This is a genomic window from Pseudonocardia aurantiaca (genome assembly GCF_039526725.1).
In the GTDB taxonomy this organism is placed as follows: domain Bacteria; phylum Actinomycetota; class Actinomycetes; order Mycobacteriales; family Pseudonocardiaceae; genus Pseudonocardia; species Pseudonocardia aurantiaca.
Window position 1 is genome coordinate 340,413 of sequence record NZ_BAAAJG010000002.1, and the last position, 22,310, is coordinate 362,722.

Genomic DNA, 22,310 nt, shown 5'->3' on the forward strand with positions numbered 1-22,310 from the left:
CTTCGCAGGGTTCGTGGTGGTCACGCGACGGTGAGGGTCTTGAGGGCGTCCTCGTCCCATGCGATGCCGAGGCCCGGCTCACTGGGAGCCACTGCGTGACCGTCCTCGATGACGAGCTCGGTCGTGGTCACCGCGCGCAGCTGCGGGATGTGCTCGAGGTAGAGGGCGTTGGGCACGGCGCACGTCAGGGATGCGTGCAGCTCCATGAGGAAATGCGGGGCGACGTGCACGTTGTAGGACTCGGCAAGGTGGGCGACCTTCAGCCAGGGAGTGATGCCGCCGATCCGGGCCACGTCCACCTGTAGGACGCTCGCGGCTCCGTGGTGCAGGTACTCCTTGAAGTGGCCGATGGAGTAGACGCTTTCGCCGATCGCGATCGGGATGCTCGTCGCGGCTGCGAGGCGCTCGTGCCCCGCAACGTCCTCGGCCGGAAGCGGCTCCTCGAACCACAGCAGGCCCACTGTCTCGAACAGCCTGGCCCGCCGGATCGCCTCCGCCGCGGTCAGCGACTGGTTGGCGTCGACCATGATGTCCATGTCGTCGCCGACGGCGTCTCGCACCGCACGCAGGCGCTCGAGGTCCTCGTGCGCCCGCGGCTTGCCGACCTTGATCTTCACCCCGGAGAACCCGCGCTCCCGGGAGGCCAGCGCCTGCCGTACGAGCTCGTCGGTGGTCAGGTGCAACCAGCCGCCCTCCGTGTCGTAGAGGCGGATCCGATCCCGCGCCCCGCCTGCAACGGCCCAGAGCGGCAGATCCGCCCAACGGCAGCGCGCGTCCCACACCGCCGTGTCGACGGACGCGAGCGCGAGGGAGGTGAGCACCCCGACGGTCGTGGCCCGGGTGCTGGCGAACAGCGTCGACCACACGGCCTCCGGCCGGTTCACGTCGAGGCCGATCAGCAGATCGAGCAGGTGCGATCGCAGCAGGCTCAGGACCGCGGCTCCGCCGTTGCCGATCGTGTAGCTGTACCCGATCCCCTCGGTGCCGTCGGCCGTCCGCACCCGGACGAAGATCGTCTCCTGCTTGACGAACGACTGCACCGCATCCGTGCGTTCCGTCTCGACCGGAATGTCGCACAGCCACGCCGATGCCTCGACGATGCAACTTCCCTCACCCAGTGCTCTCACCTCATCGTCCATGGCGGAACCGGTCCACGCCGGAACCGGCCCACCTGCAGGTCCACGAATTGATCCCCGAACAGCTCGGGGTGGCCGACCGGGCGGACCGGCCGGAATGGTCGTCAGCGGCCGCCGAACCCGCCCATGCTCACGCCCTTGACCAGCTGACGCTGGAGCAGCGCGACAATGACGATGCTCGGGATCACCGCGAGCGTGGCCGCGGCCATCACGTAATTCCACTCCGTGCCGTGCTCGCCGGTGAAAAACGTCAGTCCGAGTGGGACGGTGGCCTTCTCCTGGGAGTTGATCACGATCAGCGGCCAGAGGTAGCTGTTCCAGTAGCCGATGAAGGAAAAGACGCCGAGCACCGACACCGGCGCCCGTAGCTGCGGCAGGAGCACGCTCACGAGGGTCCGCAGCCGCGACGCCCCGTCGATGCGGGCTGCATCCTCGTACTCCACCGGGATCGTGAGGAAGAACTGCCGCATGAGGAACGTGCCGAACGCGGTGAAGGCGAACGGGAGGATCAGCGCGACGTACGTGTCCACCCAGCCGAGCCCGTTCATCATGATGAACAGGGGGACGACCAGCACTTCCTGCGGCAGCACGAGGGTGCCGACGAAGACCAGGAAGATCTGGTCCCGGAACGGGAACTGCAGCCGAGAGAACGCGTACGCCGAGAGCACGGCGACGACCACCGAGAGCAGCGCGCCCAGGACGGCGACGAGGAATCCGTTGACGATGAACCGGCCGAACGGAACGACCGTCCACGCGGTCACGAAGTTCGACCACATGATCTGACTGCCGAAGATCTCCGGTCGCTGGGTGAAGACCTCGTTGCGGGGCTTGAGCGCCGTCAGGAACATCCAGATGAACGGGAACGTGAAGACGAGAGCGGTCACGGCGAGGGCGGCCGTGCTCAGCCAGGAGTGGAGGGAGCGGCGGCGGTGGTGGATCCGGGCCTGCTCTGCCGGGACGGCGGCACGGACCGTTGCGGTGCTACTGGTCATAGTTCACCCACCGGCGCTGGCCCACGAACTGCAGAGCGGTGATCAGCATGACGATCACGAAGAGGATCCACGCGAGCGCGGACGCGTATCCCAGCCTGTCGAACGAGAAGCCGTTCCGGTAAAGGTGCAGCACCATGGTGTTGGTGGCCTCGCCCGGCCCGCCCTCGGTCAGGACCTGCGGCTGCACGAACACCTGGAATGCGCCGATCATCGTCATGATGCTGGCGAAGAACATCGACGGCGAGATCAACGGGAGGACGATGTTCCGGAGCCTTCGCCACGCGCCTGCGCCGTCGACCCGGGCGGCTTCCAGGATCTCCTTCGGAATCGCAGCCAGCCCCGCGCCCAGGACGATCACGTTGTAGCCGAAGCTCTGCCAGACCGACATCGCGATCACGGACAGAAGCGCCCACCGGCTGTCGGAGAGCCAGTTCGGCCCGGTGATGCCCACGGTCGCGAGCAGGCCGTTGACCACGCCGTTCTCGGACAACATCAAGTGCCAGACCAGCGCGTTCGCGACCATGGGCGTGATCACGGGTAGGAAGAACACGACGCGGAACAGCCCGCTGGCCATGACGCCGCTGTTCAGCCAGAGCGCCACGGCCAGCGCCACCAGGAGGTTGAGCGCCGTGTACACCACGGCGAACACGAGCGTATTGCCGAGCACCGTGTAGAAGGTCGGGTCGTCGGTGAACATCCGCACGTAGTTGGCGATGCCGACGAACTCCGGGGTGCCGAACAACGGCCAGTTGAACAGGCTGATCACCGCCGACCCGACCAGCGGCACCACGATGAACGCCGTGAACCCGAGCAGGCCGGGGGCGAGGAACAGCGCGGCCGCCCGCCCGTCCCCGCGGCGGCGCGGGCGACTCGCCCTGGCCGGATCGGGGCCCGTGCGCCGGATCCCCGGGGCGGTCGCCGGGGCTGTCGTCCCGGCAACCGCCTGTTGCGCGCTCAGAGCCACCTCAGCCGCCAGAGACCGAGCTCTGGATCGTGCCCAGGATGTCCGCGGCCGTGCGCTGGCCCCGGAAGCCTTCCGACATGTACTGCGTGAACGCCGTCTCCACCTGGTTCCAGGTTTCGGTGGTCCGCTGTGCCGTCGCGTTGCCCAGCGATGCCTCGATCACCGCGCTGGACTGCGGGGTCTTGCCCTGTGACCACGCCGGCAGCGACTCGCTGCGCGACGGGACGATCCCACGGGACGCGGCGACGGAGCTGAGGGCGTCCGTGGTCGTCATGGCCATGATCGCGCGGAAGGCGCCCTCCTTGTCGGCGCAGTTGCTCGCGATTCCGAAGCCGGATCCGGCGGTCATCGCGTGCGGCTGGCCCGACGGGCTCGGCACGACGGCCATCCCGAGCTCGAACTTCGCCGACTCGGCGAAGGTCCCGTAGTTCCATGGCCCCTCGGACAGCATGGCGACGTCGCCGTTGATGAACGCCTGCTGGAGCTCGTCCGACTTGGTCGACGCCTCCGGGCTCTTCGCGACCCCCTGCACGTTGACGAGGTCGAAGTACCACTGCATATCGCTGACGAAGGCCGGGTTGGTGAGGTCGAGTGCCCCGTCCTTGAGCCAGGTGCTACCGCCCGCGGTCGTGTAGCCGAGTGCGGAGAAGAGCCCGGGGGAGATGCCCAGGCCGTAGTGGTCACCGCTCGTGAGGGCCTTGGCGTCGGCGATGAACTGGTCGCGGGTGAAGGTCGTGCCGGGGAGCGGAAGTCCTGCCTGCTTGAAGCGGTCAACGTTGTAGAACACGACGAGCGGTTCGGCGTCGTAGGGGATCGCGCGCACCGATCCGTCGACCGTCATCCCGTCGATCATCGACTGGTCGAAGTCGGTCTTCGAGACACCGTTCGCGGCCATGAGGTCGTCGAGCGGCGCAAGGACGCCATTCAGCTCCTGGGCCCGGGCGGCCTGCGTCGTGAGCAGGCACGGGGGGTCGCCGCCGGAGAGTCGAGTCTTGACCTTGGTCCAGTAGTCCTCGAAGCTCGGGCCGTCGATCTGCACCTTGAGGTCGGGCAGTGTCTTCTGCCCGGCTGCGACGAACTCCTCCCACTGGGCCCGGTCGCTCTGGCTGCTGACCCATGTGTAGAGCATCAGCGAGCCGTCCGGTTGCGCTGCTCCGGAGGAGCCTCCGCCGCACGCGGCGAGGCCGGCGACGAGAGACGCGCCCGCGAGCGCGGCGATCGTCCTCCTCAGCACGGGCGTGGACTTCGGACGCACGAACATCGTCTCCTCCATTGGAAATGTGGCCGTGCCAGACGGATCGGGGAGCGGGTGGACGCCGATCGGAGTCAGGTCCCCCCGCAGGTGGGCTCAGCCTCCAGCACCGGCTTTGTGGCGAGCTCACGCTGCGTAGTTTCCTATAGTATTTCCTATAGGATAGGATCACAGGGTCAGGCGGCCGTCAAGAGTCGTCTACGGCAGAGTTGGGCCTCGGGGAGGCGACATGACGTACGACACCCGACTGGCAACGGCCGTGGTTCCGGCACCCGCGAAGGCTGCGGACGTGTACGAGCGGGTCAAGGCGCTGATCATGGACAGTAGGCTCGCGCCCGGCGTGAAGATCAACATCGACGCCGTCGCGCGTGACCTCGAGGTCTCCCACACGCCCCTGCGTGAGGCGCTGGCCCGGCTCGAGGCCGACGGGCTCGCCGTCAAGCACGCGCGCCGCGGGTACACAGCGGCTCCCCTGCTCTCACGTGCCGAGCTGGACGAGCTCTACGACCTGAGGCTCCTCCTCGAGCCCTACGCCGCTGCCCGCGCTGCCGAGCGAATCACCGACTTCGGCGTCGAACGGCTGGAGGCGGAGCTGGCCACCTTCGACCAGGCGCCGGAGGACGAGGGCTACCAGGCGTACGGGGCGCTGGCGGCCCACGACCGCCGCCTCCACGACCTCGTGCTCGAGCTGGCGGGGAACGAAACCGTGCGCACCTGCTTCAACCGCACACACGCCCACCTCCACCTGTACCGGCTGTACTACGGCGGCCGCACCGGGAATGAGGCGATCTCCGAGCATCGGGCGCTCGCCGACGCGCTGACGGCTCGGGACCCGCGTGCGGCGGCGGAGCGCATGCGCGAGCACCTCGAGCGCTCGCGGGACCGGCTGCACCGGATCTTCGACAGCAGACCGTAGGGCTGAAGGTCCGCCTCGGAACCGTCAGTGACCGGAGACAGCGACAGTCGAGGTCCGGCGTTGGAGCCGCTGGAGGACGCCTCGGACCACCTCGGCGGCGGATGGCGGCGTGGAGGCGTGCGGGGAGAGCCGCACGTGCTCCGGGCGGACGGAGGCCGTGATCTCCTCGTCGCGGAGCGCGGCGCCGACCTCGTCGGCGGGGATTCCGGGCAGAGTGAACCCCAGGATTCCGGCGCGGCGCCCGGTGGCGGAGACGATGCGGGCGCCGACTGATCGCACCGCCTCCTCGAGCTCTCCCACCCGCTCGGCGATGCGCGCCTCGATCGCGCCGACCCCGGCCTCCTCGACGAGTTCGAGGGCGGTGGCGAACGCTCCGGACGTGACCGGGCTGAGGTTGCTGATCGACCACCCGGTGGCCGTGTCAGCGGGTGGGTGGATCTCGTCGTCGAAGACGCCGGGCCCGCGACCGCCGGTCCACCCGGACAGCAGCGGCTCCATCCGTTCGAGAGCACGATCGGAGAGCGCCGCGAAACCCGTTCCCCACCCCGCCCGCAGCCACTTCTGGCCGCCGGCGACCAGGACGTCTGCCGCCGCCCATGGCTCCTGCACCACGCCGAAGGCCTGGATCCCGTCCACCACGAGGAGCCGGTCGCCGACGGCGTCGCGCAGCGCGGCGAGATCGGCCCGGGAGCCGGTGCGGAAGTCGACGGCGCTGACCGCGACCACGGTCGTATCCGGGCTGAGCGCATCGGCGACCGCGGAGGCGGTGACGTACCCGTCGGGCGGCCGTAGCCGGCGAACCCGCACCCGTCCGGCCTGCTCCGCGCGGGCCCACGGGTAGGTGTTGGCGGGGAACTCCGCGGCCGACACGAGCACCTCGCCGCCGGGTGCGTGGAACGCCGCCTGGAAGAGCCCGAGGCTGGTGTGCGGCAGCAGCACGATCTGGTCGATGCGGCGACCGGTCAGCCGCGCGACCGCGGCCTTCGCCCGCGCTTCCTGCTGCATGAGCTCGTCAACGGTGCCGGGGCCCGCCACGGCCGAGCGCTCCAGCAGCCGTGCCGTGGTGTCGAGGACCGCGCGCGACGGCGGCCCGAAGCGTGCGAAGTCGAGGTAGCCGGCCGGCTCGCTGAACTGCAGGGGGTAATGCGGCGGGATCCGTCCGTCCGATGGGGTCATCACGCGCGTGGGCAGGTCGGGATCGGCGGGACGGGCAACGGTGAGCTCCACGAGGGCGGGGGGCTGGGGGCGGCCCGGACGCTATGTGTGCCCGTAGTGTTCGTCAACATCGCATAGCTCGCGCCGCCGCGACGTTGGCACTCAGGTGTCATAGTGGATCATTCCGGGCATGGAGCAGTGGACCGCGCTTCTCGGAGTCGTCGCATGGCCGTTCGTCGTCGCCTTCGTCCTCGTCCTGTTCCGCAAAGCTCTTCGTGACCTCCTCTCCCGGGACGACCTGTCGATCAGCGGGCCGGCCGGCATCACGTTCAGCGCGAGGCGGGCCGTCGGTGCGCTCGTGGATGCCGAGGAACTCAGGAGGGATCCGTCCGACGCACGGAGTCCCGTGTCAGCGGCGGACGCCGAGGACCAGGTGCAGGAGGTGGCCGGGTTCGTCCGCAGGCTCGGCCGCAGCCCGCGCCTGCTCTGGGTCGACGACATGCCGAGCAACATCCGGCTGGAGCGATCCGCCATCGAGAACATGGGCATGCTCGTGGAGCTCAGCACCTCTACCAAGGACGCCCAGGCGAAGCTGAGTCGACGCCGCGCGTACGACGTCGTCATCTCCGACATGGGGCGGCCGGAGGGCCCGCGAGCGGGGTACGACCTGCTCAGGTGGATGCGCGACCGGCACGACGACACCCCGTTCGTGGTCTACAGCTCCTCGAACGCGCCGGCGCATTTCGACGAGGCGGTCCGCGAGGGCGCTGTGGGAAGCACCGCGCGGCCGCAGGAGCTGGTCGACATGATCCTTCGCTCGCTGCGGGACGCCCGCGCCCGCTCCCGCTGGTGGCGGACGTCGTCGTAGGCGTTGACCACGACCATTCGGGCACCGCAGAGTGCCCCCGTTTACCGGGCCCTCGCGGTGCTGACCACCGGCGCTTCCTCACGCTGGTGATCGGCGTCCTGGCTCCGGGGCCGCCGGTCGCGATGCTGCTCGGCGCGGTGTTCACGATTCTCGGCACGGTCGGCTTCGCGTGGGTACGACGACGTGAGCGGCTCAGGTGGTCGGTGGTGTACGCCGCGGTACAGCTCCCGCAGGCCGTCGCGGTCTCGCGAACGACCCGGGCGTCGGGTCGATCGTAGATGGGGGTGCCGGTGATCCCGACCGGCTACCCGGTAGCGGGTATAGGGAATACGGGGCAACACCAGATCCAGGATGGGTCCTAGCGGTGATGTGCGGCAGGGTGCCGGAGGCGGAGCCTTTTGCGAAGCCACCCCTGTCCTGGTGCCGGATCTGCCGGTAATTCCTGCACAGCGTCCGCGTCCAGGACCGAGGCGTGACCTCGAAGTCCCCGCAGTCGAGACGACACGCGAGTGACGAACTCGAGAAAGGATTCCGGCTCATGACGGCAACCCTCGCGGATTACATCGTATCGACGCTCAAAGTTTCAGGCGTCCGGCGCGTGTACGGCATCCCGGGCGACTCGTTGAACGGGTTCACCGACGCGCTTCGCCGCGACGGTGAGGTGACCTGGCAGCACGTCCGCCACGAGGAAGCCGCGGCGTTCGCCGCCGCCGGTGAGGCCGCGATCACCGGCGAGCTCGCGGTGGCCGCCGCGAGTTGTGGCCCGGGCAATCTCCATCTCATCAACGGCCTCTGGGACGCGAGCCGCAGCCGGGTGCCGGTGCTCGCGATTGCGGCACACATCCCGAGAGAGGAGATCGGCAGCGGGTACTTCCAGGAGACCCACCCCCAGGACTTCTACCGGGAACTCGCTGTGTACACCGAGCTCGTCAGCGTCCCGGAGCAACTGCCCCGCGTCCTCGAGATCGCTATGCGGACCGCCATCTCCGAGCGCGGCGTCGCGGTTGTCGTCATTCCGGGCGAGGTGTTCTTGGCCGAGGCGCCCAGGAATCTGAGAGTGCGTCCGGTCCGCCCGACGACGGCCGTCGTCCGTCCCGGGGACGAGGCGCTCACAGCGGCTGCGGAGGTATTGAACAAGGCCAAGGCCGTCACGATCCTTGCGGGTGCAGGCGTTGCCGGGGCGCATGGCGAACTGATCGAGCTGGCTGCGTCGCTGAAGGCGCCGATCGTGCACGCCCTTCGGGGCAAGGAGTTCGTCGAGTACGACAATCCCTACGACGTCGGAATGACCGGGCTGATCGGCTGGAGTTCCGGGTATCGGGCGATGGAGCACTGCGACGCCCTGTTGATGTTGGGCACGGACTTTCCCTATCGTCCGTTCTACCCGCCGGAGGGCACGCCGATTATCCAGGTCGACGTACGCGGCGACCAGATCGGTCGTCGCGCGCCGGTGGAGGTCCCGCTGGTCGGCACGGTGAAGGACACCGCACGAGCGCTGCTTCCCCTGCTGAAGCCCAAGTCGGACTCCGGACACCTGGATACGATGCTCGCCCACTACCAGCGGGCACGTCGGCGCCTCGACGCCCTGTCGACGAGCACGCGCGACCGCGTCGGCATCCACCCACAGCTCGTCGCTGCCACGATCGACCGTCTTGCCAACGAAGACGCCGTGTTCACAGCCGACGTGGGATCGCCGACGGTCTGGGCAGCCCGCTATCTCCGCATGAACGGCCGGCGGAGGCTCGTCGGCTCGTTCACACACGCGAGCATGGCGAACGCACTGCCGCAGGCGATCGGCGTACAGGCGAGCCGGCTCGATCGCCAGGTCGTCGCTCTCTCCGGCGACGGCGGCCTCGCGATGTTGCTGGGCGAGCTCATCACCCTTCGCCAGCAAGAGCTGCCGGTGAAGATCGTGGTGTTCAACAACGGGGCCCTCGCGTTCGTCGAGCTCGAGATGAAGGCGGCCGGAATCGTGAACTACGCAACCGACCTCGGGAAAGTCGACTTCGCGGGGATCGCGACCGCTTCCGGGCTCTTCGGGGTTCGCGTCGAGCGCGCTGCCGACCTAGAAGACGCCCTCAGATCCGCGTTCGCGTACGACGGGCCTGCGCTCGTTGACGTGCACACCGCGCGCCAGGAACTTGCGATGCCGCCGAAGATCACCTTTGAGCAGGCGAAGGGCTTCACCCTGTACGCGACTCGCACGATCCTTTCCGGAGGTGGCGACGAGATCCTCGAGCTCGCGCGAACCAACCTGCGGGATATGCGCATCGAGTAGTCGCGCTGACGTGGCGCCCGGGCGGCGCGCCGCTCAGCGTCACAGCATCCATCGCAACCCGCACGTCGCCGGTCGAGCCGTCAGGCGGGCTGCAGCGGAAGCTGAACGACGATCAGCGTCCCGTCCCCACAGCCGCCGCTGATCTCGATCGACCCGCCGAGGGCCTGCACCCGGTCATGCAGCCCGATCAGGCCGGAGCCTCGCGCGGGATCGGCGCCGCCGATCCCGTCGTCGCGGATCGAGAGGTGCAGGACAGAGTCGGTCTGTTCGAGCGTGACCTTCGCGCACGAGGCCTGGGCGTGCCTGGTGGTGTTGGTGAGCGCCTCGGACGCGACGTAGTAGGCCGCCACCTCGATCGGGTCCGCGGGGCGGGTGTCGATCCGGATGTCGAGTTCCACCGGGATCGCGGCGCGGCGGGCGAGGGTGCGTAGGGCGGGGCCGAGCCCGCCCTCGGACAGGATCGCCGGGTGGATTCCGCGGGCGATCTCGCGCAGCTCGTCGATCGCCCCGTCGAGCTCAGCGGCGACCCGCCCGATCTGGGTCTGTAGCTCGGGTAGGTCCGCAGGTTGCGTGGCCTGGGCCAGGCGCAGCCCGAGGCCGAGGGCGACGAGTCGTTGCTGGGTCCCGTCGTGCAGGTCGCGCTCGATGCGTCGGCGGGCGTGGTCGGCCGCGGCGACGATCCGGGCGCGCGACGCGGTGAGCTGGGCGCGGCTGTCGGCGTTGGCGATCGCGGTGCCGACGAGCTCGGTGAACCCGGCCATGCGCTGTTCGGCGTCGGCCGGGAAACTCGCCCGCCGCGCCCCGGCGCCGATCCCGCCCCACAGCCGCCCCTCGACGACAATCGGCGCCGCGACCGACGACTGGAGTCCCAGCCGGCGGACGGCGTCGGCGTATTCGCCGGGGGCTCGCGTGTAGTCGTCGCAGCGAGCCGGGCGGCCCGTGCGCATGGCGACTGCCACAGCCACGGGCGGCTCAGGCTTCCAGCGGCTCCCCACCGGGAGTTCGGCGCTGTGTGCGCCGACGCTGGCGAGGAGGGTCGTAGCGCCGTCGGAATCGAGGCGGACGATGACCGTGCCGTCGGCAGTGAGGACGCTGGCGACCTCCTCCGCGACGGCTGCGAACACCTCGGCCGGTGGCAGCCCGCGGGCGACCAGGGTGGCGACCCGGCGCAGCGCGGCCTGCTCGTCGGCGAGCCGTCGGAGTTCGTCGCGGCTCTCCTCGAGCTGCGCGCGGCCCTCGGCGTTCGCGATCGCGGTGCCGACGAGCTCGGTGAAGCCGGCCATGCGCTCTTCGGCGTCCGCGGGGAAACGCTCGCGCTGCCTCCCGACGGCGATCGAGCCCCACAGCCGATCCTCGACGACGATCGGAACCGCGACCGACGACCGGAGTCCCAGCCGGCGGGCTGCGTCGGCAAATTCGCCGGCGGCTTGCCTCGAGTCGTCGAGGCGTGCCGGGCGTCCGGTGCGCAGGACGACCCCGGACGCCAGAGGCGGCTGAGGTCTCCAGCGGCTCCCCACCTGGTACCCGGCGCTGTGTACGCCGACGACGGCTAGGAAGGTGGCTGCGCCGTCGGGATCGAGGCGGGCGATGTTCGTGCCGTCGGCCCCGAGCACGCTGCCGACCTCGTGCGCGACGGCCTCGAGCACCTCGGCCGGTGGCAGCCCGCGGGCGACCAGGGTGGCGACCCGGCGCAGCGCGGCCTGTTCCTCGGCGAGCCGTCGGAGTTCGTCGCGGCTCTCCTCGAGCTGGGAGCGGCCCTCGGCGTTCGCGATCGCGGTCCGGGTGAGCTCGGTGAAGCCGACCATCCGCTCTTCGGTGTCGGCCGGGAAACGTTCGCGTCGCGTCCCGATGCCGATCCCGCCCCACAGATGCCCCTCGACGATGATCGGCGCCGCGACCCCTGACCGAATTCCCAAGCCGCGGAAGTAATCCCCATCGGCGCCGGCGACCCGGCTGTAGTCGTCGCAGCGCGCCGCGCGTCCGGTGCGTAGGGCGACCGCCAAGGCAAGCGGCGGCTCGGGCTTCCAGCGACACCCGGCCGCCAGCTCGTCGGGGTGGTGGCCGACACCGGCCAGGATGGTCGTCGCGCCGTCGGGATCGAGCCGGGCGATGAGCGTGGCGTCGGCACCGAGGACGTGACCGACCTCGTCCGCGACCCCCGCGAAGACCTCGGCCGGCGGAAGGCCTCGCGCGACCAGGGTGGCGACCCGTCGCAACGCGGCCTGTTCCTCGGCGAGCACGCGCAGTTCCTCGCGGCTCTCGGCGTTCGCGGTCGCGAGGGCCTCGGCCTCACGGCGGCGCGTGGCGAGGCCGACAACCGAGCTGACCGTGGCAGCGGTGAGGACGAACGCGACCAGGGCTGCCACCTCGTTGGCGTCGACGATGGCGAAGGTGTGCAACGGTGGGATGAAGTAGTAGGCCAGCAGTAGCGAGGCCGCGATTGCGGTGGCCAGCGCCGGAACCAGCCCGCCGACCAGCGCCACGACGACGACGGCCAGCAGGTAGAGCAGCATCTGGCTGGACTGGTTCACGATCTCGTGAAGCTGGGTCAGAACGAGTGTCAGGACGGTGAGAACGACCAGCCCGATCAGGACTCCGGTCAACCGGCGCCAGCGGGAGAGCCCCGCCCAGACCACCGGCAGTCGTAGTCGGGTCGCGGTGCGCTTCAAGGTCGCCCCTTCCCATCAGGCGGGTGGCGGTAGCTCCGGTGCCCGATCCGGCCAGCGACAGGTGCCATCTGCGCCGGCCAGCGCTCGGGACGACCCGGGTGGCGTGCTCGTCAAGGGCGAAGCCCAGGCGCGCGGCAGGAATGTGTCGCCGACCACCGCATCGTAAGCCCGTGCTGCGAACCAGGTCAGCCAGCGGGCGGTTCCTGGAAGCACACCTGGACTCCCTGGACGTCATGCGGATCGAGGGCGATCGTCGCGTGACCTTGACAGCATCGGCACCGGTAATGAAGATGAATCCATCTTCAGTCGAGTGCTCGCCGCGGTCACATCCCCGATCGCGGCGGCCGGCTCACTCCGCGTGATCCCGACCCGAGGGCGGGCGAGCGTGGCGGCTGGGCCGCTCGGCCCTGCCCACGGCAATCCTTCATAGACGAGGGAGCGTGCACGAACATGATCAGAGCGATGCGCCTGGTCGTCGTCCTTCTGGCCGCGACGACCGCGCTGGCGGCATGTGGCTCCGGCCCGGCCTCGTCCGGAGGGCCAGCGGGCCCGGTGGTCGTGGGAACAACACCGTCGCTCGGCAATGCAGGCCTCTACTACGCCCAGTCCCAGGGCTACTTCCCCCAGCGCGGCCTCCAGGTGGAGATCACCCCGGCGCAGTCGGGATCGGTCGCGATCCCGCTGCTGCTCAACGGGCAGATGCAGTTCGCCGCCACCGACCCGCTCTCGGCCATGGTGGCGATCAGCCAGAACATCCCGATCAGCATGATTGCTCCGGGGAACGTCGGACCCGCCGACCCGGACATCGACCCCGGCGCCATCCTGGTCCGGGACGGCGGCCCCGTGCGCACCCCGGCCGACCTCGCGGGACGCACCGTCGGCGTCAACGTGCTCAACGGGCTCTCCCACGTCGCGGCCATGCAGGCCATCGATGCCCTAGGCGGCGATTCCTCCGCGTCGCAGTACGTCGAGGTGCCCCTTCCGCAGATGGTCGAGGCGGCCGCCCGCGGTCAGGTCGACGCCGTGGTGACGAACGAACCATTCGTCACCACGGGTCTCGAGGCGGGTCTCACCCGGCTGGCGACACCGTTCTCGAAGGTACTGCCGGACGTCCCGCAGATCGTCTACATCGCGACGAACTCGTACATCGCCGACAACCCTGACCAGGTGTCCGCGTTCCGCGACTCCATTCAGCAGGCGAACGCCTACCTGGCCGAGAACCCGGAGGAATCCCGGATCGTCGGACGGACTTCGACGGAGACCCCACCGGAGGTCCTCGACCAGATCAGGGTGCCGGTCTTCAACGCGGAGCCGCTGACGGTGGCGGACATGCAGGCGATCATGGACCTGATGCTGCGGTACCGGGTCATCGACCAGCCGCTCGACGTCGGCACCGTCGTCGCAGGCCAAGGCACGTGAGGTGAAGGTGCTCGTCGCCGAGGGCCGCGACCACGCTCCGCCCGGCCCCAGCAGATCCCGCTCCGCCGGGCGGCGCCGGGAAGCCCTCCGGCCGGCCGCGGACAAGGTGGTCGCGGTGGCGGCCGTCATCGCGGCGTGGCAGCTCGCGTCGTGGGCCGGGGTGATCGACACCCGGTCGATCGCCTCGCCCGCGCAGATCGTGGGGGAGCTCGTCAGCTTCCCGGGGGATCCCGCATTCTGGTCGGCGCTCGGGGCGACGCTGCAGGGCTGGGCGATCGGGCTCGTCCTCTCGGTGGCCATCGCGTTGCCGGTCGGACTTGCGCTGGGATCGAGTGAGATCGCCTACCGGTCGTGCCGATTCACCATCGACTTCCTGCGGACCATCCCACCCGTCGCACTCGTCCCCCTCGCGCTGCTGATCTACGGGGCGACCCTCGAGATGAAGGTCGTGCTCGTCGTGCTCGGGGCGTGCTGGCCGGTGCTGTTGCAGACGATGTCCGGGGTGCACCAGGTCGACCCCGTCTCGCGCGAGACGGCCCGCTCCTATCGCCTCGACCGGGCCCGGACGATCGTCTGGGTGGTTGTGCCGGGTGCGTCCCCGTTCATCGCCACCGGGGTGCGGATCGCGGCCACGATGGCGCTGATCCTCACTATCGGCTCCGAGCTGATCGGAGGCGCGCCGGGACTGGGTCAGCAGATCGGCCTGGCCGAGGTCGCCACGGACGTCTCGAGGATGTACGCGCTGATCGTCGTGTGCGCCGCGCTTGGGGTCCTCGTCAACGCTGTCCTCGCCAGAGCCGAAGGGAGGGTCATGTCATGGCACGTCTCGCAGACGATGCGCACCCGAGCCCACTCCGCATGATCGGGCGGCTCGGGGTGGAAGCGTGGCTGCCGGTCGCGCTGTTCGTCGCTTGGTGGGTAGCGAGCGACAGCAGCCAGTCGCTGTACTTCCCGAGTCTCCAGACGATCGTCGAGGCGTTCGGACGGACCTGGCTGCCGGCCGGGATCACCGAGCACGTCCTGCCCAGCCTGGGGAACCTCGCCGCGGGATTCGCGATCGCGTCAGCCCTCGGCGTCGGCCTCGGGCTGGTCCTCGGGCTCGTCCGCAGGCTCGGCGCGGCGCTGAGCCCCATCCTGGAGTTCATGCGGGCCGTACCGGCGGTCGCCCTGCTGCCGCTCGGACTGCTGCTGCTCGGGATCGGCTCGTCGATGAAGATCGCGCTGATCGCCTACGCCGCCTTCTGGCCCATCCTGCTCACGACCGTCGACGGTGTCCGCGGCATCGACGCGACCGTGCAGGACGTCGCCCGCAGCTACCGGGTGCCCCTGCGCCTGCGCCTGACGTCGGTCGTCCTTCCCGGTGCGGCGCCGCAGATCATGACCGGGATGCGCACGAGCCTGTCGATCGGGATCACGGTGATCGTGTTCAGCGAGATGGCCGGCTCCACCGAGGGGATCGGCTACGCGATCCTGCAGGCGCAGCGCGGTTTCCGGATCGCCGAGATGTGGGCGGGCATGCTCGCGCTCGGGATCATCGGATATCTGCTCAACATCGCGTTCCGCGGGCTCGAACACCGGGTGCTGCGCTGGAACCGGGCGATGCACCACACGATGCTCGCAGCGAGGAGCTGAGCATGGCCGAGTCCGCAACCACCCCCGCCGTGGCGGCCCGTCGGCCCGCCGAGCCCCCAGACACCGCGGGGGAACGCCACTCCGCGCTCCTCTCGGTGCAGCGGCTCACCAAGAGCTACCCGGTGCCCGAGGGCAGGCGCACCGTCGTCGAGGACCTGGACCTCGACGTCCGCCCCGGCGAGATCGTGACGATCGTCGGCCCGTCCGGGGCGGGCAAGACCACCCTCCTGCGCTGCATCGCCGGGCTGCTCCCGGCCAGCAGCGGCCAGGTCGTGATCGGCGGGCGTCCCGTGACCGGCCCGCCCGAGCAGCTTGCGGTCGTGTTCCAGGACTACAGCCGGTCGCTGATGCCGTGGCTGTCGGTGCGGCACAACGTCGAGCTGCCGCTGCGCGGGAAGAACGTGCCCCGCGACGAGCGGCGTCGCCGCGTGACGGACGCTCTCGCCGACGTCGGCCTCGGTCATACCGCCGAGCAGCACCCCTGGCAGCTGTCCGGCGGGATGCAGCAGCGGGTCGCGATCGCGCGGGCACTGGCGTACCGCCCACAGGCCATGCTGATGGACGAACCATTCGCGTCGGTCGACGCGCAGACCAGAGCCGACCTGGAAGACCTCGTGCTCGACCTGCGACAGCGTCTGGACATCACGATCCTGCTGGTCACGCACGACATCGACGAGGCCGTCTACCTCGGCGACACCGTCGTGGTGCTGGGCGGGCGCCCCACCCGCGTGCGCGAGCGCCTGACCGTCCCGCTCGGCCGCGACCGGGACCAGGCGACCACCAAGGCGCTTCCGGAGTTCGTGAGGCTGCGTACGCACATCCTCACCGGCATCCGCGAGGGTGCGTCGTGAGTCTGCTGACCGAGTTCTGCCGCATCCCCACCTCGGGCGCGCGCGCAGTGGAACCATTCGAGGTCGACGGGGCGTCCTGGCTGGCCGTTCCCCAGCTGGCCACGGACGTGCCCGGCACTCCCGCCGACATGAACGGCGGGGACAGCGACACAGAGGTCCTCCTGCTGCGCCGGGCCGGGTCCGGATACGACGTGGTCGCCGCGCTCGACGCGCCCGGTGGGGAGGACACCGAATTCTTCTCCATCGATGGGCGCCGGTTCCTCGCCGTGGCGAGCATCCGCAGCGGCGCCGGGCCGTACGACTACACCACCCCGTCCCGGCTCTTCGAGTGGAGCGGCGACAAGTTCCTGCCGTACCAGACGTTCCCGGGATACGCCGCCAAGCAGTGGCGGCACCTCGAGATCGACGGGCGGCATTTCCTGGCGCTCGCCCAGGGGCTGGCCAGACCCGGGCAGGACGCGGCGAGCCGGCCGTCGGAGATCCACGAGTGGAACGGCTCCGAGTTCGTGCCGTTGCAGACCGTGGCGTCGGCCTGGGGCTACAACTGGCACGGGTTCGCGGTGGACGGCAGGCCCTTCCTCGCCCACGCAGATCATGTCGAGCCATCGGTCCTGCATGAGTGGGACGGCTCGGCGTTCGTGCCGCGGCAGGTCCTCGTCGAGAAGGCGGGCCGCGCGTTCGCCGACTTCACCGTCGAGGGCACCACCTACCTGCTCGCGGCCTGCCTGCTGGGCCCATCGCGCCTGCTCCGGTGGGACGGCAGCGCATTCGTCGAGCACCAGGTGCTCGACGGGCCGGGGGCCCGCGAGTGGGCCGTGGTGCACGGGCGCTCCGGGCTGTACGTGGTCCGGGTCAACTTCATCACCGGCACCCCGCAGGCGCCGAACCCGCAGCTGGACTCCCAGATCTACCGCTGGCACGACGACCGCCTTGAGGTCGTCGAGACCTTCCCCACCAGCGGAGGAACCGATGTTGCGGTGATCGAGGACCCGGGCGGTCCCCTCATCGCCGTGTCCAACGCCCTGAGCCCCGACGTGCGGTTCGCCGTCCCTTCGGTGATCTACCGGTTCAGCGGTTGAGAACGAGGAGCGCACGCAGCATGCCCGACCACGAGAACCCGGAGATGGTGGAGCTGTTCACCGCCTACACGTCGGGTGCGGACAGCATCGGGTCGCACCTGGGCCGCGCGACGGCGCTACGGCATCGCGACGACCCGCTCATCGTGGCCACGGCCCGGGACATCGCCCTGTACCCGGGAGGCGGCCGCCCTCCGACGGTCGAGGGGTTCCGGTTGTCCACACGCGGGTTCAAGGAGCTCGCCGGAGTGTCGCACCTCGGGCCCGCCGTGGCGTCGCTGGTGAACCTGCGCGCGCTGTCGGGCGACACGTCGTGGCAATCGGATGCACGCCGGCTGCTCGCGGCGATCGACGCCACGCGCAAGGCCAACAGCGCGCAGCTGTGGCGCGACACGATCGCGGTCGAGGCGTTCGCCGGGATCGAGGAGTCGATCGCCGACATGACCGACTACTCGTGCGCCGTCACTGCGCGCTACCTCAGGCGGGCGCTGGCCGACGAGAGCTACCTGACTCCGCAGACTCTGCGCGACCACTACCTGGCCGGGCCCCATCCGGACCTGCCGGTGCCGATCAACCACGTGATGGTCGCGACCTTCTTCCTCGTCGGCCTGGACATCTCCCACCGGACCCTCCGCTGGATCAAGGCGCAGGACGTCGACTGGGAGCGCGCGATGGTCATGGTCGCCGGTCAGCAGGGCCGGCCGACGGCCGGCGTCACGTGGAACACCAGCAGCGTCGCCATGATGATCCTCGGCGCTTCGCAGCAGCGGCTGCCCATGGACCGGATGTTCATGGCGCCGCACGCACCGGCCTTCGCCACCCCGATCGAGGGCGACCTGAGCGAGGTCGTCGCGATGGAGGAACCGTTGCGGATGCTGTGGGCGAGCCTGCGGGCGACCGTGGAGCTCGGCCCGGTGATGTTCGACGGCTACCCGCGGTTCGTTCCCGGCCGCCTGGCCGTCCCCGACCTGGATCTCGATCCGGTGACCGAGCTGAGCGAGATGCCGGTCATCCACTCCCCGGACGACATGACGGCCATGGTCACGAGGCTGCGGGTGGTTCTCGAGGACGCCCGGCAGCTGCTGTCGGGCTGCGTCACGGACTACGCCGTCGCCCAGCTGGTGGCGGCGGACAACGACCCGTCGAAGGTGATCGTCCCCGGCCTGACCGGGGTGCGGTACCCGACCGGGCTCCCCGACGAGGAGCAGGCGTGACCCCCACCGAGCCCGTGCGATTCGGAGGACTGCCATGAGCGAGGCGACCGCAAAGTCGGCGACGGCAGCGTCCGACGAGGTGGGTCGCACGACCTATCCTGACCCGACGCCGGGCCGGCCGGCTGGAGCACGAGGAGGCGCGGTGACACGGCCTGCGTCCGCCCGGACCGAAGCGGAGCTGAAGGCCGCCGCCCGCAGGCTGTTCGCCGAACGCGGCTATGCACGCACGAAGGTCACCGACATCACGACGGAGGCCGGCAGGTCGGCAGGCTCGTTCTACCGGCACTTCACCGACAAGGAAGACCTGCTGCGGGCGCTGGCGCGCGACTTCGAGCAGGCCCTGCACCAGCACGTCGTCGAGCAGATGGGGCACGACCACCAGCTCGAGACCGAGGACGAGGTGCGCTCGCACGTGCAGGCGTACTGGTCCACCTACCGCACGCACCTGCCCGAGATGGTGGCCATCCTGCAGGCGTCGATGACGGACGAGGACTTCACGGCGCTGCACCGCGAGATCCGCCGTCGCGAGATCGACAACTGGGCCCGCCACATCAAAGACGCCTCCACCCCCGACGGGGGCCCGGACGCCTTCGCGCTCGCCCTCGCGATCGTGTCGATGCTCGAGTTCACCTGCTACGTCCAGCTCGGCGGCGGGTCCGGCCTCGAGGACGATCAGGTCATCGAGGCAATCACCCGCATCCTCGCGCGCGGCGTCCTCAGCTGACGCGAGCCGCAGGCGATCGTCCGGCGCCCTCGCGGGCCGGCGTCCTCGGCGCCGCACCGCCCGAGCGCGGCCCCATCCACACCCCTCCGGGACGGATCAATGACCACCCATATCCGCAGCAACCCCTTCCTCGACCGGCTCCGAGCGGGCCATCTCACCCTCATGCTCGGGATCCGCTGCAGCCGCACCAGCGACGTGGTGCGCATCGCGCACGCCACCGGCCACCACGCCGTCCTCGTCGACCTCGAGCACTCGGCCATGCCGCTCGACCTCGCCGCCCAGATGTGCGCCACGGCAGGCGACCTGGGCATGACGCCGTTCGTGCGGGTGCCGGAGCGGGAGTACGGGGCGATCGGGCGACTCCTCGACTGCGGAGCCCACGGCATCGTCGTCCCGCGCGTCGAGACGGTGGCCGAGGCCGAGCTCGTCAGCAGGGCGTGCCGGTTCCCGCCGGCCGGGCAGCGCTCCCAGCTGGCGATGGTGCCCCACCTCGGGATGCGACCGACCGCAGCCCGGGAGCTGAACCCGGCGCTGGACGCCGCGACGATCGTACAGATCCTCCTGGAGACGCCGGCCGGCATCGAGAACGCCGACGCCATCGCCGCCCTCGACGGTGTGGACATGCTCGCGATCGGCGCCAACGACCTGACGGCCGAGCTGGGCGTGCCGGGGGAGTACGGCCACCCGGCCGTCCGTGACGCGGTGGCGACCGCGGCCGCCGCCTGCGCGAAGCACGGCAAGCTGCTCCAGGTCGGCGGCATCACCGACCTGGAGCTACTGGACTCCCTCGCCCCGCTGGGCGTCTCCCCGCTGCAGCTCACCGGCATGGACACCGACCTGCTGCACAGCGCCGCCCTGTCCCGCGCCACCCGGTTCACCGACCGGTGGAGCGGCCCCCACCACCACGACGACAGCGAAGGACGGGAGCACGCGTGAGCTCCGAGATGCTCGAGACCACCCCCATGCGGCCCGCCGCGACGAACACCCGCCCGGAATACGCGATGCCGCCGGGGAGCTGCGACGCGCACTTCCACGTGTTCGAGCCCGGCTACCCGCACGTGCCGGACCCGCTCTACACGTTTCCCGACGCGACCCTGGAGAAGTACCTGCAGCTCACCGCGGTGCTCGGCATCGAGCGCATGGTGCTGGTGCAGCCGACGTTCTACGGCACCGACAACAGCCTCACGCTCGACGTGCTGCGCAGGCTCGGCCCGCGCTGCCGCGCGGTCGTGCGCGTCGAGGAGGACGTGTCCGACGCCGAACTGGACCGCTACCACGACCTCGGCGTGCGGGCGATCCGACTCGACCTCTTCGCCCGTCGTGACCGACCGGTCGAGGAGATCATCGGCTACGTACGCCGCATGGCAGCGCGGGCGACGCCCCGTAGGTGGCACGTGCAGTTCTACGCGCCGGGCACGGTCGTGCGGGACCTGCTGCCGTTCCTCGCGGACCTGGAGGACCGCTTCGTGATCGACCACATGGGCTACATGCTGGAGTCCGAGGGGCTCACCTCGGCGGACTTCGAGCGCCTCGTGAGCCTCCTGGAGCAGGGCAACTGCTGGATCAAGCTGTCGGGTCCCTACCGCATCGCGAAGGCGAAGCCCTTGTCGTCGGTGGCACCGCTGGGGCGGGCGCTGGTGGCCGCCCGCGCAGACCGTCTCCTGTGGGGTTCGGACTGGCCGCACCTGCCCGACGGGCAGCGGGACACGGGCGAGCTGCTCAACCTGCTCGCCGAGTGGGCGCCCAACGCCGCGGACCGGCACCGGATCCTGGCCGCTGGCCCGGACGAGCTGTTCTTCGGTTGATCGCACATGCGGCGTCCAGCAACTTATCGATGTGCCCATCTCACTGCCGCTGTTGGTCGGCAATCTGAGCAGCAGGACCACCTGAAGATGACGGTCTTGCCCACCTCGTCGAGTTGCGTTGTCATCTGTGTCAGAACCCGCCCTGCCACCTGAGGAGCCGGAACCGGATGAGCATCGAGCAGACCCTCACCGACCAGGAGCGGCTGGCCGAGCTGGACCTGGACCAGCTCCGGCAGCTCGTCGGGCTGGTCGAGTACGACGCCGGGAGTGACCCGTTCCCGGTGACCGGGTGGGACGCGGTGGTGTGGGCGGTCGGCAACGCCACCCAGGCCGCGCTGTTCTACCAGCTCGTGTACGGGATGGAGCTGGTCGCCTACTCCGGTCCGGAGACCGGCAACCGGGACCATCACGCCTACGTGCTGCGTTCGGGCGCGGTGCGGTTCGTGCTGAAGGGCGGGGTGGACCCGGCGAGCCCGCTGCTGGAGCACCACCGCCGCCACGGCGACGGGATCGTCGACATCGCGCTCGAGGTGCCCGACGTCGATCGCTGCGTCGACCACGCCCGCCGCCAGGGCGCGGTGGTGCTGGAGGAGCCGCACGACGTGACCGACGAGCATGGGACGGTGCGGGTCGCGGCCATCGGCACCTACGGCGACACCCGCCACAGCCTGGTGGACCGCTCCCGCTACGCCGGGCCGTACCTGCCCGGCTATGTCGCGCGGACGTCGGTGGCGGGGGAGCGACGGCTGTTCCAGGCGCTCGACCACGTCGTGGGGAACGTGGAGCTGGGCCGCATGGACGAGTGGGTCGGGTTCTACACCCGGGTGATGGGGTTCACGAACATGGCCGAGTTCGTGGGCGACGACATCGCCACGGAGTACTCGGCGTTGATGAGCAAAGTGGTGGCGAGCGGGAACCACCGGGTGAAGTTCCCGCTCAACGAGCCGGCCGTCGCGAAGAAGCGGTCGCAGATCGACGAGTACCTGCAGTTCTACGGTGGGCCGGGGGCGCAGCATCTTGCGCTGGCCACGAACGACATCCTGCGCAGCGTGGACCTGCTGCGGGCCCGTGGCGTGGAGTTCCTGGCCACCCCGGACTCGTATTACACGGATCCGGCGCTGCGGGCGCGGATCGGTGACGTGCGGGTGCCGATCGAGGAGCTGCAGGCGCGGGGGATCCTGGTCGACCGCGACGAGGACGGCTACCTGCTGCAGATCTTCACCAAGCCGGTCGGGGACCGGCCGACGGTGTTCTTCGAGCTGATCGAGCGGCACGGTTCGCTGGGCTTCGGCAAGGGCAACTTCCAGGCCCTGTTCGAGGCCATCGAGCGCGAGCAGGCCAAGCGCGGCAATTTCTGAG

General features: G+C 70.0%; 19 protein-coding genes and 1 pseudogene. 14 read left to right on the plus strand and 6 right to left on the minus strand.

The window, feature by feature from the left end; genetic code table 11:
- Positions 1 to 20: 20 nt before the first annotated feature.
- From ABD143_RS03595 to ABD143_RS03610, 4 genes are all read right to left on the minus strand, one after another.
- On the minus strand, positions 21 to 1,139 hold the full coding sequence (locus ABD143_RS03595) for a mandelate racemase/muconate lactonizing enzyme family protein (RefSeq protein WP_343971129.1): 1,119 nt from the start codon (positions 1,137 to 1,139) through the stop codon (positions 21 to 23).
- A gap of 101 nt (positions 1,140 to 1,240) precedes the next feature.
- A complete protein-coding gene (locus ABD143_RS03600) occupies positions 1,241 to 2,128 on the minus strand; it encodes a carbohydrate ABC transporter permease (RefSeq protein WP_343971132.1) in 888 nt (295 codons plus the stop codon).
- Complete coding sequence (locus tag ABD143_RS03605) at positions 2,118 to 3,092, minus strand: carbohydrate ABC transporter permease (protein WP_343971135.1); 975 nt, start codon at positions 3,090 to 3,092, stop codon at positions 2,118 to 2,120. The genes ABD143_RS03600 and ABD143_RS03605 overlap by 11 nt, the downstream gene beginning before the upstream one ends.
- Before the next feature lies 1 nt (position 3,093).
- A complete protein-coding gene (locus ABD143_RS03610; protein ID WP_343971139.1) occupies positions 3,094 to 4,353 on the minus strand; it encodes an ABC transporter substrate-binding protein in 1,260 nt (419 codons plus the stop codon).
- Positions 4,354 to 4,573: 220 nt separating this feature from the next.
- Here ABD143_RS03610 and ABD143_RS03615 point away from each other — a divergent pair, with 220 nt between their 5' ends.
- Complete coding sequence (locus tag ABD143_RS03615) at positions 4,574 to 5,260, plus strand: GntR family transcriptional regulator (protein ID WP_343971142.1); 687 nt, start codon at positions 4,574 to 4,576, stop codon at positions 5,258 to 5,260.
- 57 nt (positions 5,261 to 5,317) lie between these two features.
- Here ABD143_RS03615 and ABD143_RS03620 read toward each other — a convergent pair.
- Positions 5,318 to 6,436, minus strand: a pseudogene (locus ABD143_RS03620) (aminotransferase class V-fold PLP-dependent enzyme); the annotation flags it as partial.
- 169 nt (positions 6,437 to 6,605) lie between these two features.
- Between ABD143_RS03620 and ABD143_RS03625 the strand changes: the two are divergent.
- From ABD143_RS03625 to poxB, 3 genes are all read left to right on the plus strand, one after another.
- Positions 6,606 to 7,283 (plus strand): response regulator, encoded by a 678-nt coding sequence (locus ABD143_RS03625; RefSeq protein ID WP_343971145.1) that lies wholly within the window; start codon positions 6,606 to 6,608, stop codon positions 7,281 to 7,283.
- An 86-nt stretch (positions 7,284 to 7,369) separates the two neighbouring features.
- Positions 7,370 to 7,561 (plus strand): hypothetical protein, encoded by a 192-nt coding sequence (locus tag ABD143_RS03630; protein WP_343971148.1) that lies wholly within the window; start codon positions 7,370 to 7,372, stop codon positions 7,559 to 7,561.
- Positions 7,562 to 7,821: 260 nt separating this feature from the next.
- Positions 7,822 to 9,561, plus strand: coding sequence for a ubiquinone-dependent pyruvate dehydrogenase (poxB, locus tag ABD143_RS03635; protein ID WP_343971151.1), 1,740 nt, complete (start codon positions 7,822 to 7,824; stop codon positions 9,559 to 9,561).
- An 80-nt stretch (positions 9,562 to 9,641) separates the two neighbouring features.
- On the opposite strand, the gene ABD143_RS03640 is transcribed toward poxB, so the two are convergent.
- Positions 9,642 to 12,230 (minus strand): GAF domain-containing protein, encoded by a 2,589-nt coding sequence (locus ABD143_RS03640; RefSeq protein ID WP_343971154.1) that lies wholly within the window; start codon positions 12,228 to 12,230, stop codon positions 9,642 to 9,644.
- Between the two features lie 450 nt (positions 12,231 to 12,680).
- On the opposite strand from ABD143_RS03640, the gene ABD143_RS03645 reads away from it, so the two are divergent.
- From ABD143_RS03645 to hppD, 10 genes are all read left to right on the plus strand, one after another.
- Entirely contained in the window at positions 12,681 to 13,649 is a 969-nt protein-coding gene (locus ABD143_RS03645; protein WP_343971157.1) for an ABC transporter substrate-binding protein, read from the plus strand.
- A gap of 1 nt (position 13,650) precedes the next feature.
- A complete protein-coding gene (locus ABD143_RS03650) occupies positions 13,651 to 14,511 on the plus strand; it encodes an ABC transporter permease (protein ID WP_343971160.1) in 861 nt (286 codons plus the stop codon).
- Positions 14,466 to 15,281 carry an ABC transporter permease gene (locus tag ABD143_RS03655; protein ID WP_343971163.1) on the plus strand — a complete coding sequence of 272 codons (816 nt, stop codon included), beginning with the start codon at positions 14,466 to 14,468 and terminating at the stop codon, positions 15,279 to 15,281. The genes ABD143_RS03650 and ABD143_RS03655 overlap by 46 nt, the downstream gene beginning before the upstream one ends.
- A gap of 2 nt (positions 15,282 to 15,283) precedes the next feature.
- Positions 15,284 to 16,132 carry an ABC transporter ATP-binding protein gene (locus ABD143_RS03660; protein WP_343971166.1) on the plus strand — a complete coding sequence of 283 codons (849 nt, stop codon included), beginning with the start codon at positions 15,284 to 15,286 and terminating at the stop codon, positions 16,130 to 16,132.
- On the plus strand, positions 16,129 to 17,211 hold the full coding sequence (locus ABD143_RS03665) for a hypothetical protein (protein WP_343971170.1): 1,083 nt from the start codon (positions 16,129 to 16,131) through the stop codon (positions 17,209 to 17,211). Before ABD143_RS03660 ends, ABD143_RS03665 begins: the two co-directional genes overlap by 4 nt.
- 20 nt (positions 17,212 to 17,231) lie before the next feature.
- Positions 17,232 to 18,422 carry a DUF5624 domain-containing protein gene (locus tag ABD143_RS03670; protein WP_343971173.1) on the plus strand — a complete coding sequence of 397 codons (1,191 nt, stop codon included), beginning with the start codon at positions 17,232 to 17,234 and terminating at the stop codon, positions 18,420 to 18,422.
- A gap of 142 nt (positions 18,423 to 18,564) precedes the next feature.
- Entirely contained in the window at positions 18,565 to 19,146 is a 582-nt protein-coding gene (locus ABD143_RS03675; protein WP_343971176.1) for a TetR/AcrR family transcriptional regulator, read from the plus strand.
- Positions 19,147 to 19,245: 99 nt separating this feature from the next.
- On the plus strand, positions 19,246 to 20,082 hold the full coding sequence (locus tag ABD143_RS03680; protein ID WP_343971179.1) for an HpcH/HpaI aldolase family protein: 837 nt from the start codon (positions 19,246 to 19,248) through the stop codon (positions 20,080 to 20,082).
- On the plus strand, positions 20,079 to 20,951 hold the full coding sequence (locus tag ABD143_RS03685) for an amidohydrolase family protein (protein WP_343971182.1): 873 nt from the start codon (positions 20,079 to 20,081) through the stop codon (positions 20,949 to 20,951). The genes ABD143_RS03680 and ABD143_RS03685 overlap by 4 nt, the downstream gene beginning before the upstream one ends.
- Positions 20,952 to 21,118: 167 nt before the next feature.
- Entirely contained in the window at positions 21,119 to 22,309 is a 1,191-nt protein-coding gene (gene hppD / locus ABD143_RS03690; protein WP_343971185.1) for a 4-hydroxyphenylpyruvate dioxygenase, read from the plus strand.
- Position 22,310: the final 1 nt, after the last annotated feature.

What these genes read in the sequence shown, in the direction of transcription:
- ABD143_RS03615 (WP_343971142.1), top strand. Translation starts at nt 4,574, where the DNA reads ATGACGTACGACACCCGACTGGCAACGGCCGTGGTTCCGGCACCCGCG.
- ABD143_RS03600 (WP_343971132.1), bottom strand. Translation starts at nt 2,128, where the DNA reads ATGACCAGTAGCACCGCAACGGTCCGTGCCGCCGTCCCGGCAGAGCAG.
- ABD143_RS03645 (WP_343971157.1), top strand. Translation starts at nt 12,681, where the DNA reads ATGATCAGAGCGATGCGCCTGGTCGTCGTCCTTCTGGCCGCGACGACC.
- ABD143_RS03655 (WP_343971163.1), top strand. Translation starts at nt 14,466, where the DNA reads ATGGCACGTCTCGCAGACGATGCGCACCCGAGCCCACTCCGCATGATC.
- poxB (WP_343971151.1), top strand. Translation starts at nt 7,822, where the DNA reads ATGACGGCAACCCTCGCGGATTACATCGTATCGACGCTCAAAGTTTCA.
- ABD143_RS03670 (WP_343971173.1), top strand. Translation starts at nt 17,232, where the DNA reads ATGCCCGACCACGAGAACCCGGAGATGGTGGAGCTGTTCACCGCCTAC.
- ABD143_RS03595 (WP_343971129.1), bottom strand. Translation starts at nt 1,139, where the DNA reads ATGGACGATGAGGTGAGAGCACTGGGTGAGGGAAGTTGCATCGTCGAG.
- hppD (WP_343971185.1), top strand. Translation starts at nt 21,119, where the DNA reads ATGAGCATCGAGCAGACCCTCACCGACCAGGAGCGGCTGGCCGAGCTG.
- ABD143_RS03680 (WP_343971179.1), top strand. Translation starts at nt 19,246, where the DNA reads ATGACCACCCATATCCGCAGCAACCCCTTCCTCGACCGGCTCCGAGCG.
- ABD143_RS03625 (WP_343971145.1), top strand. Translation starts at nt 6,606, where the DNA reads ATGGAGCAGTGGACCGCGCTTCTCGGAGTCGTCGCATGGCCGTTCGTC.
- ABD143_RS03660 (WP_343971166.1), top strand. Translation starts at nt 15,284, where the DNA reads ATGGCCGAGTCCGCAACCACCCCCGCCGTGGCGGCCCGTCGGCCCGCC.
- ABD143_RS03610 (WP_343971139.1), bottom strand. Translation starts at nt 4,353, where the DNA reads ATGTTCGTGCGTCCGAAGTCCACGCCCGTGCTGAGGAGGACGATCGCC.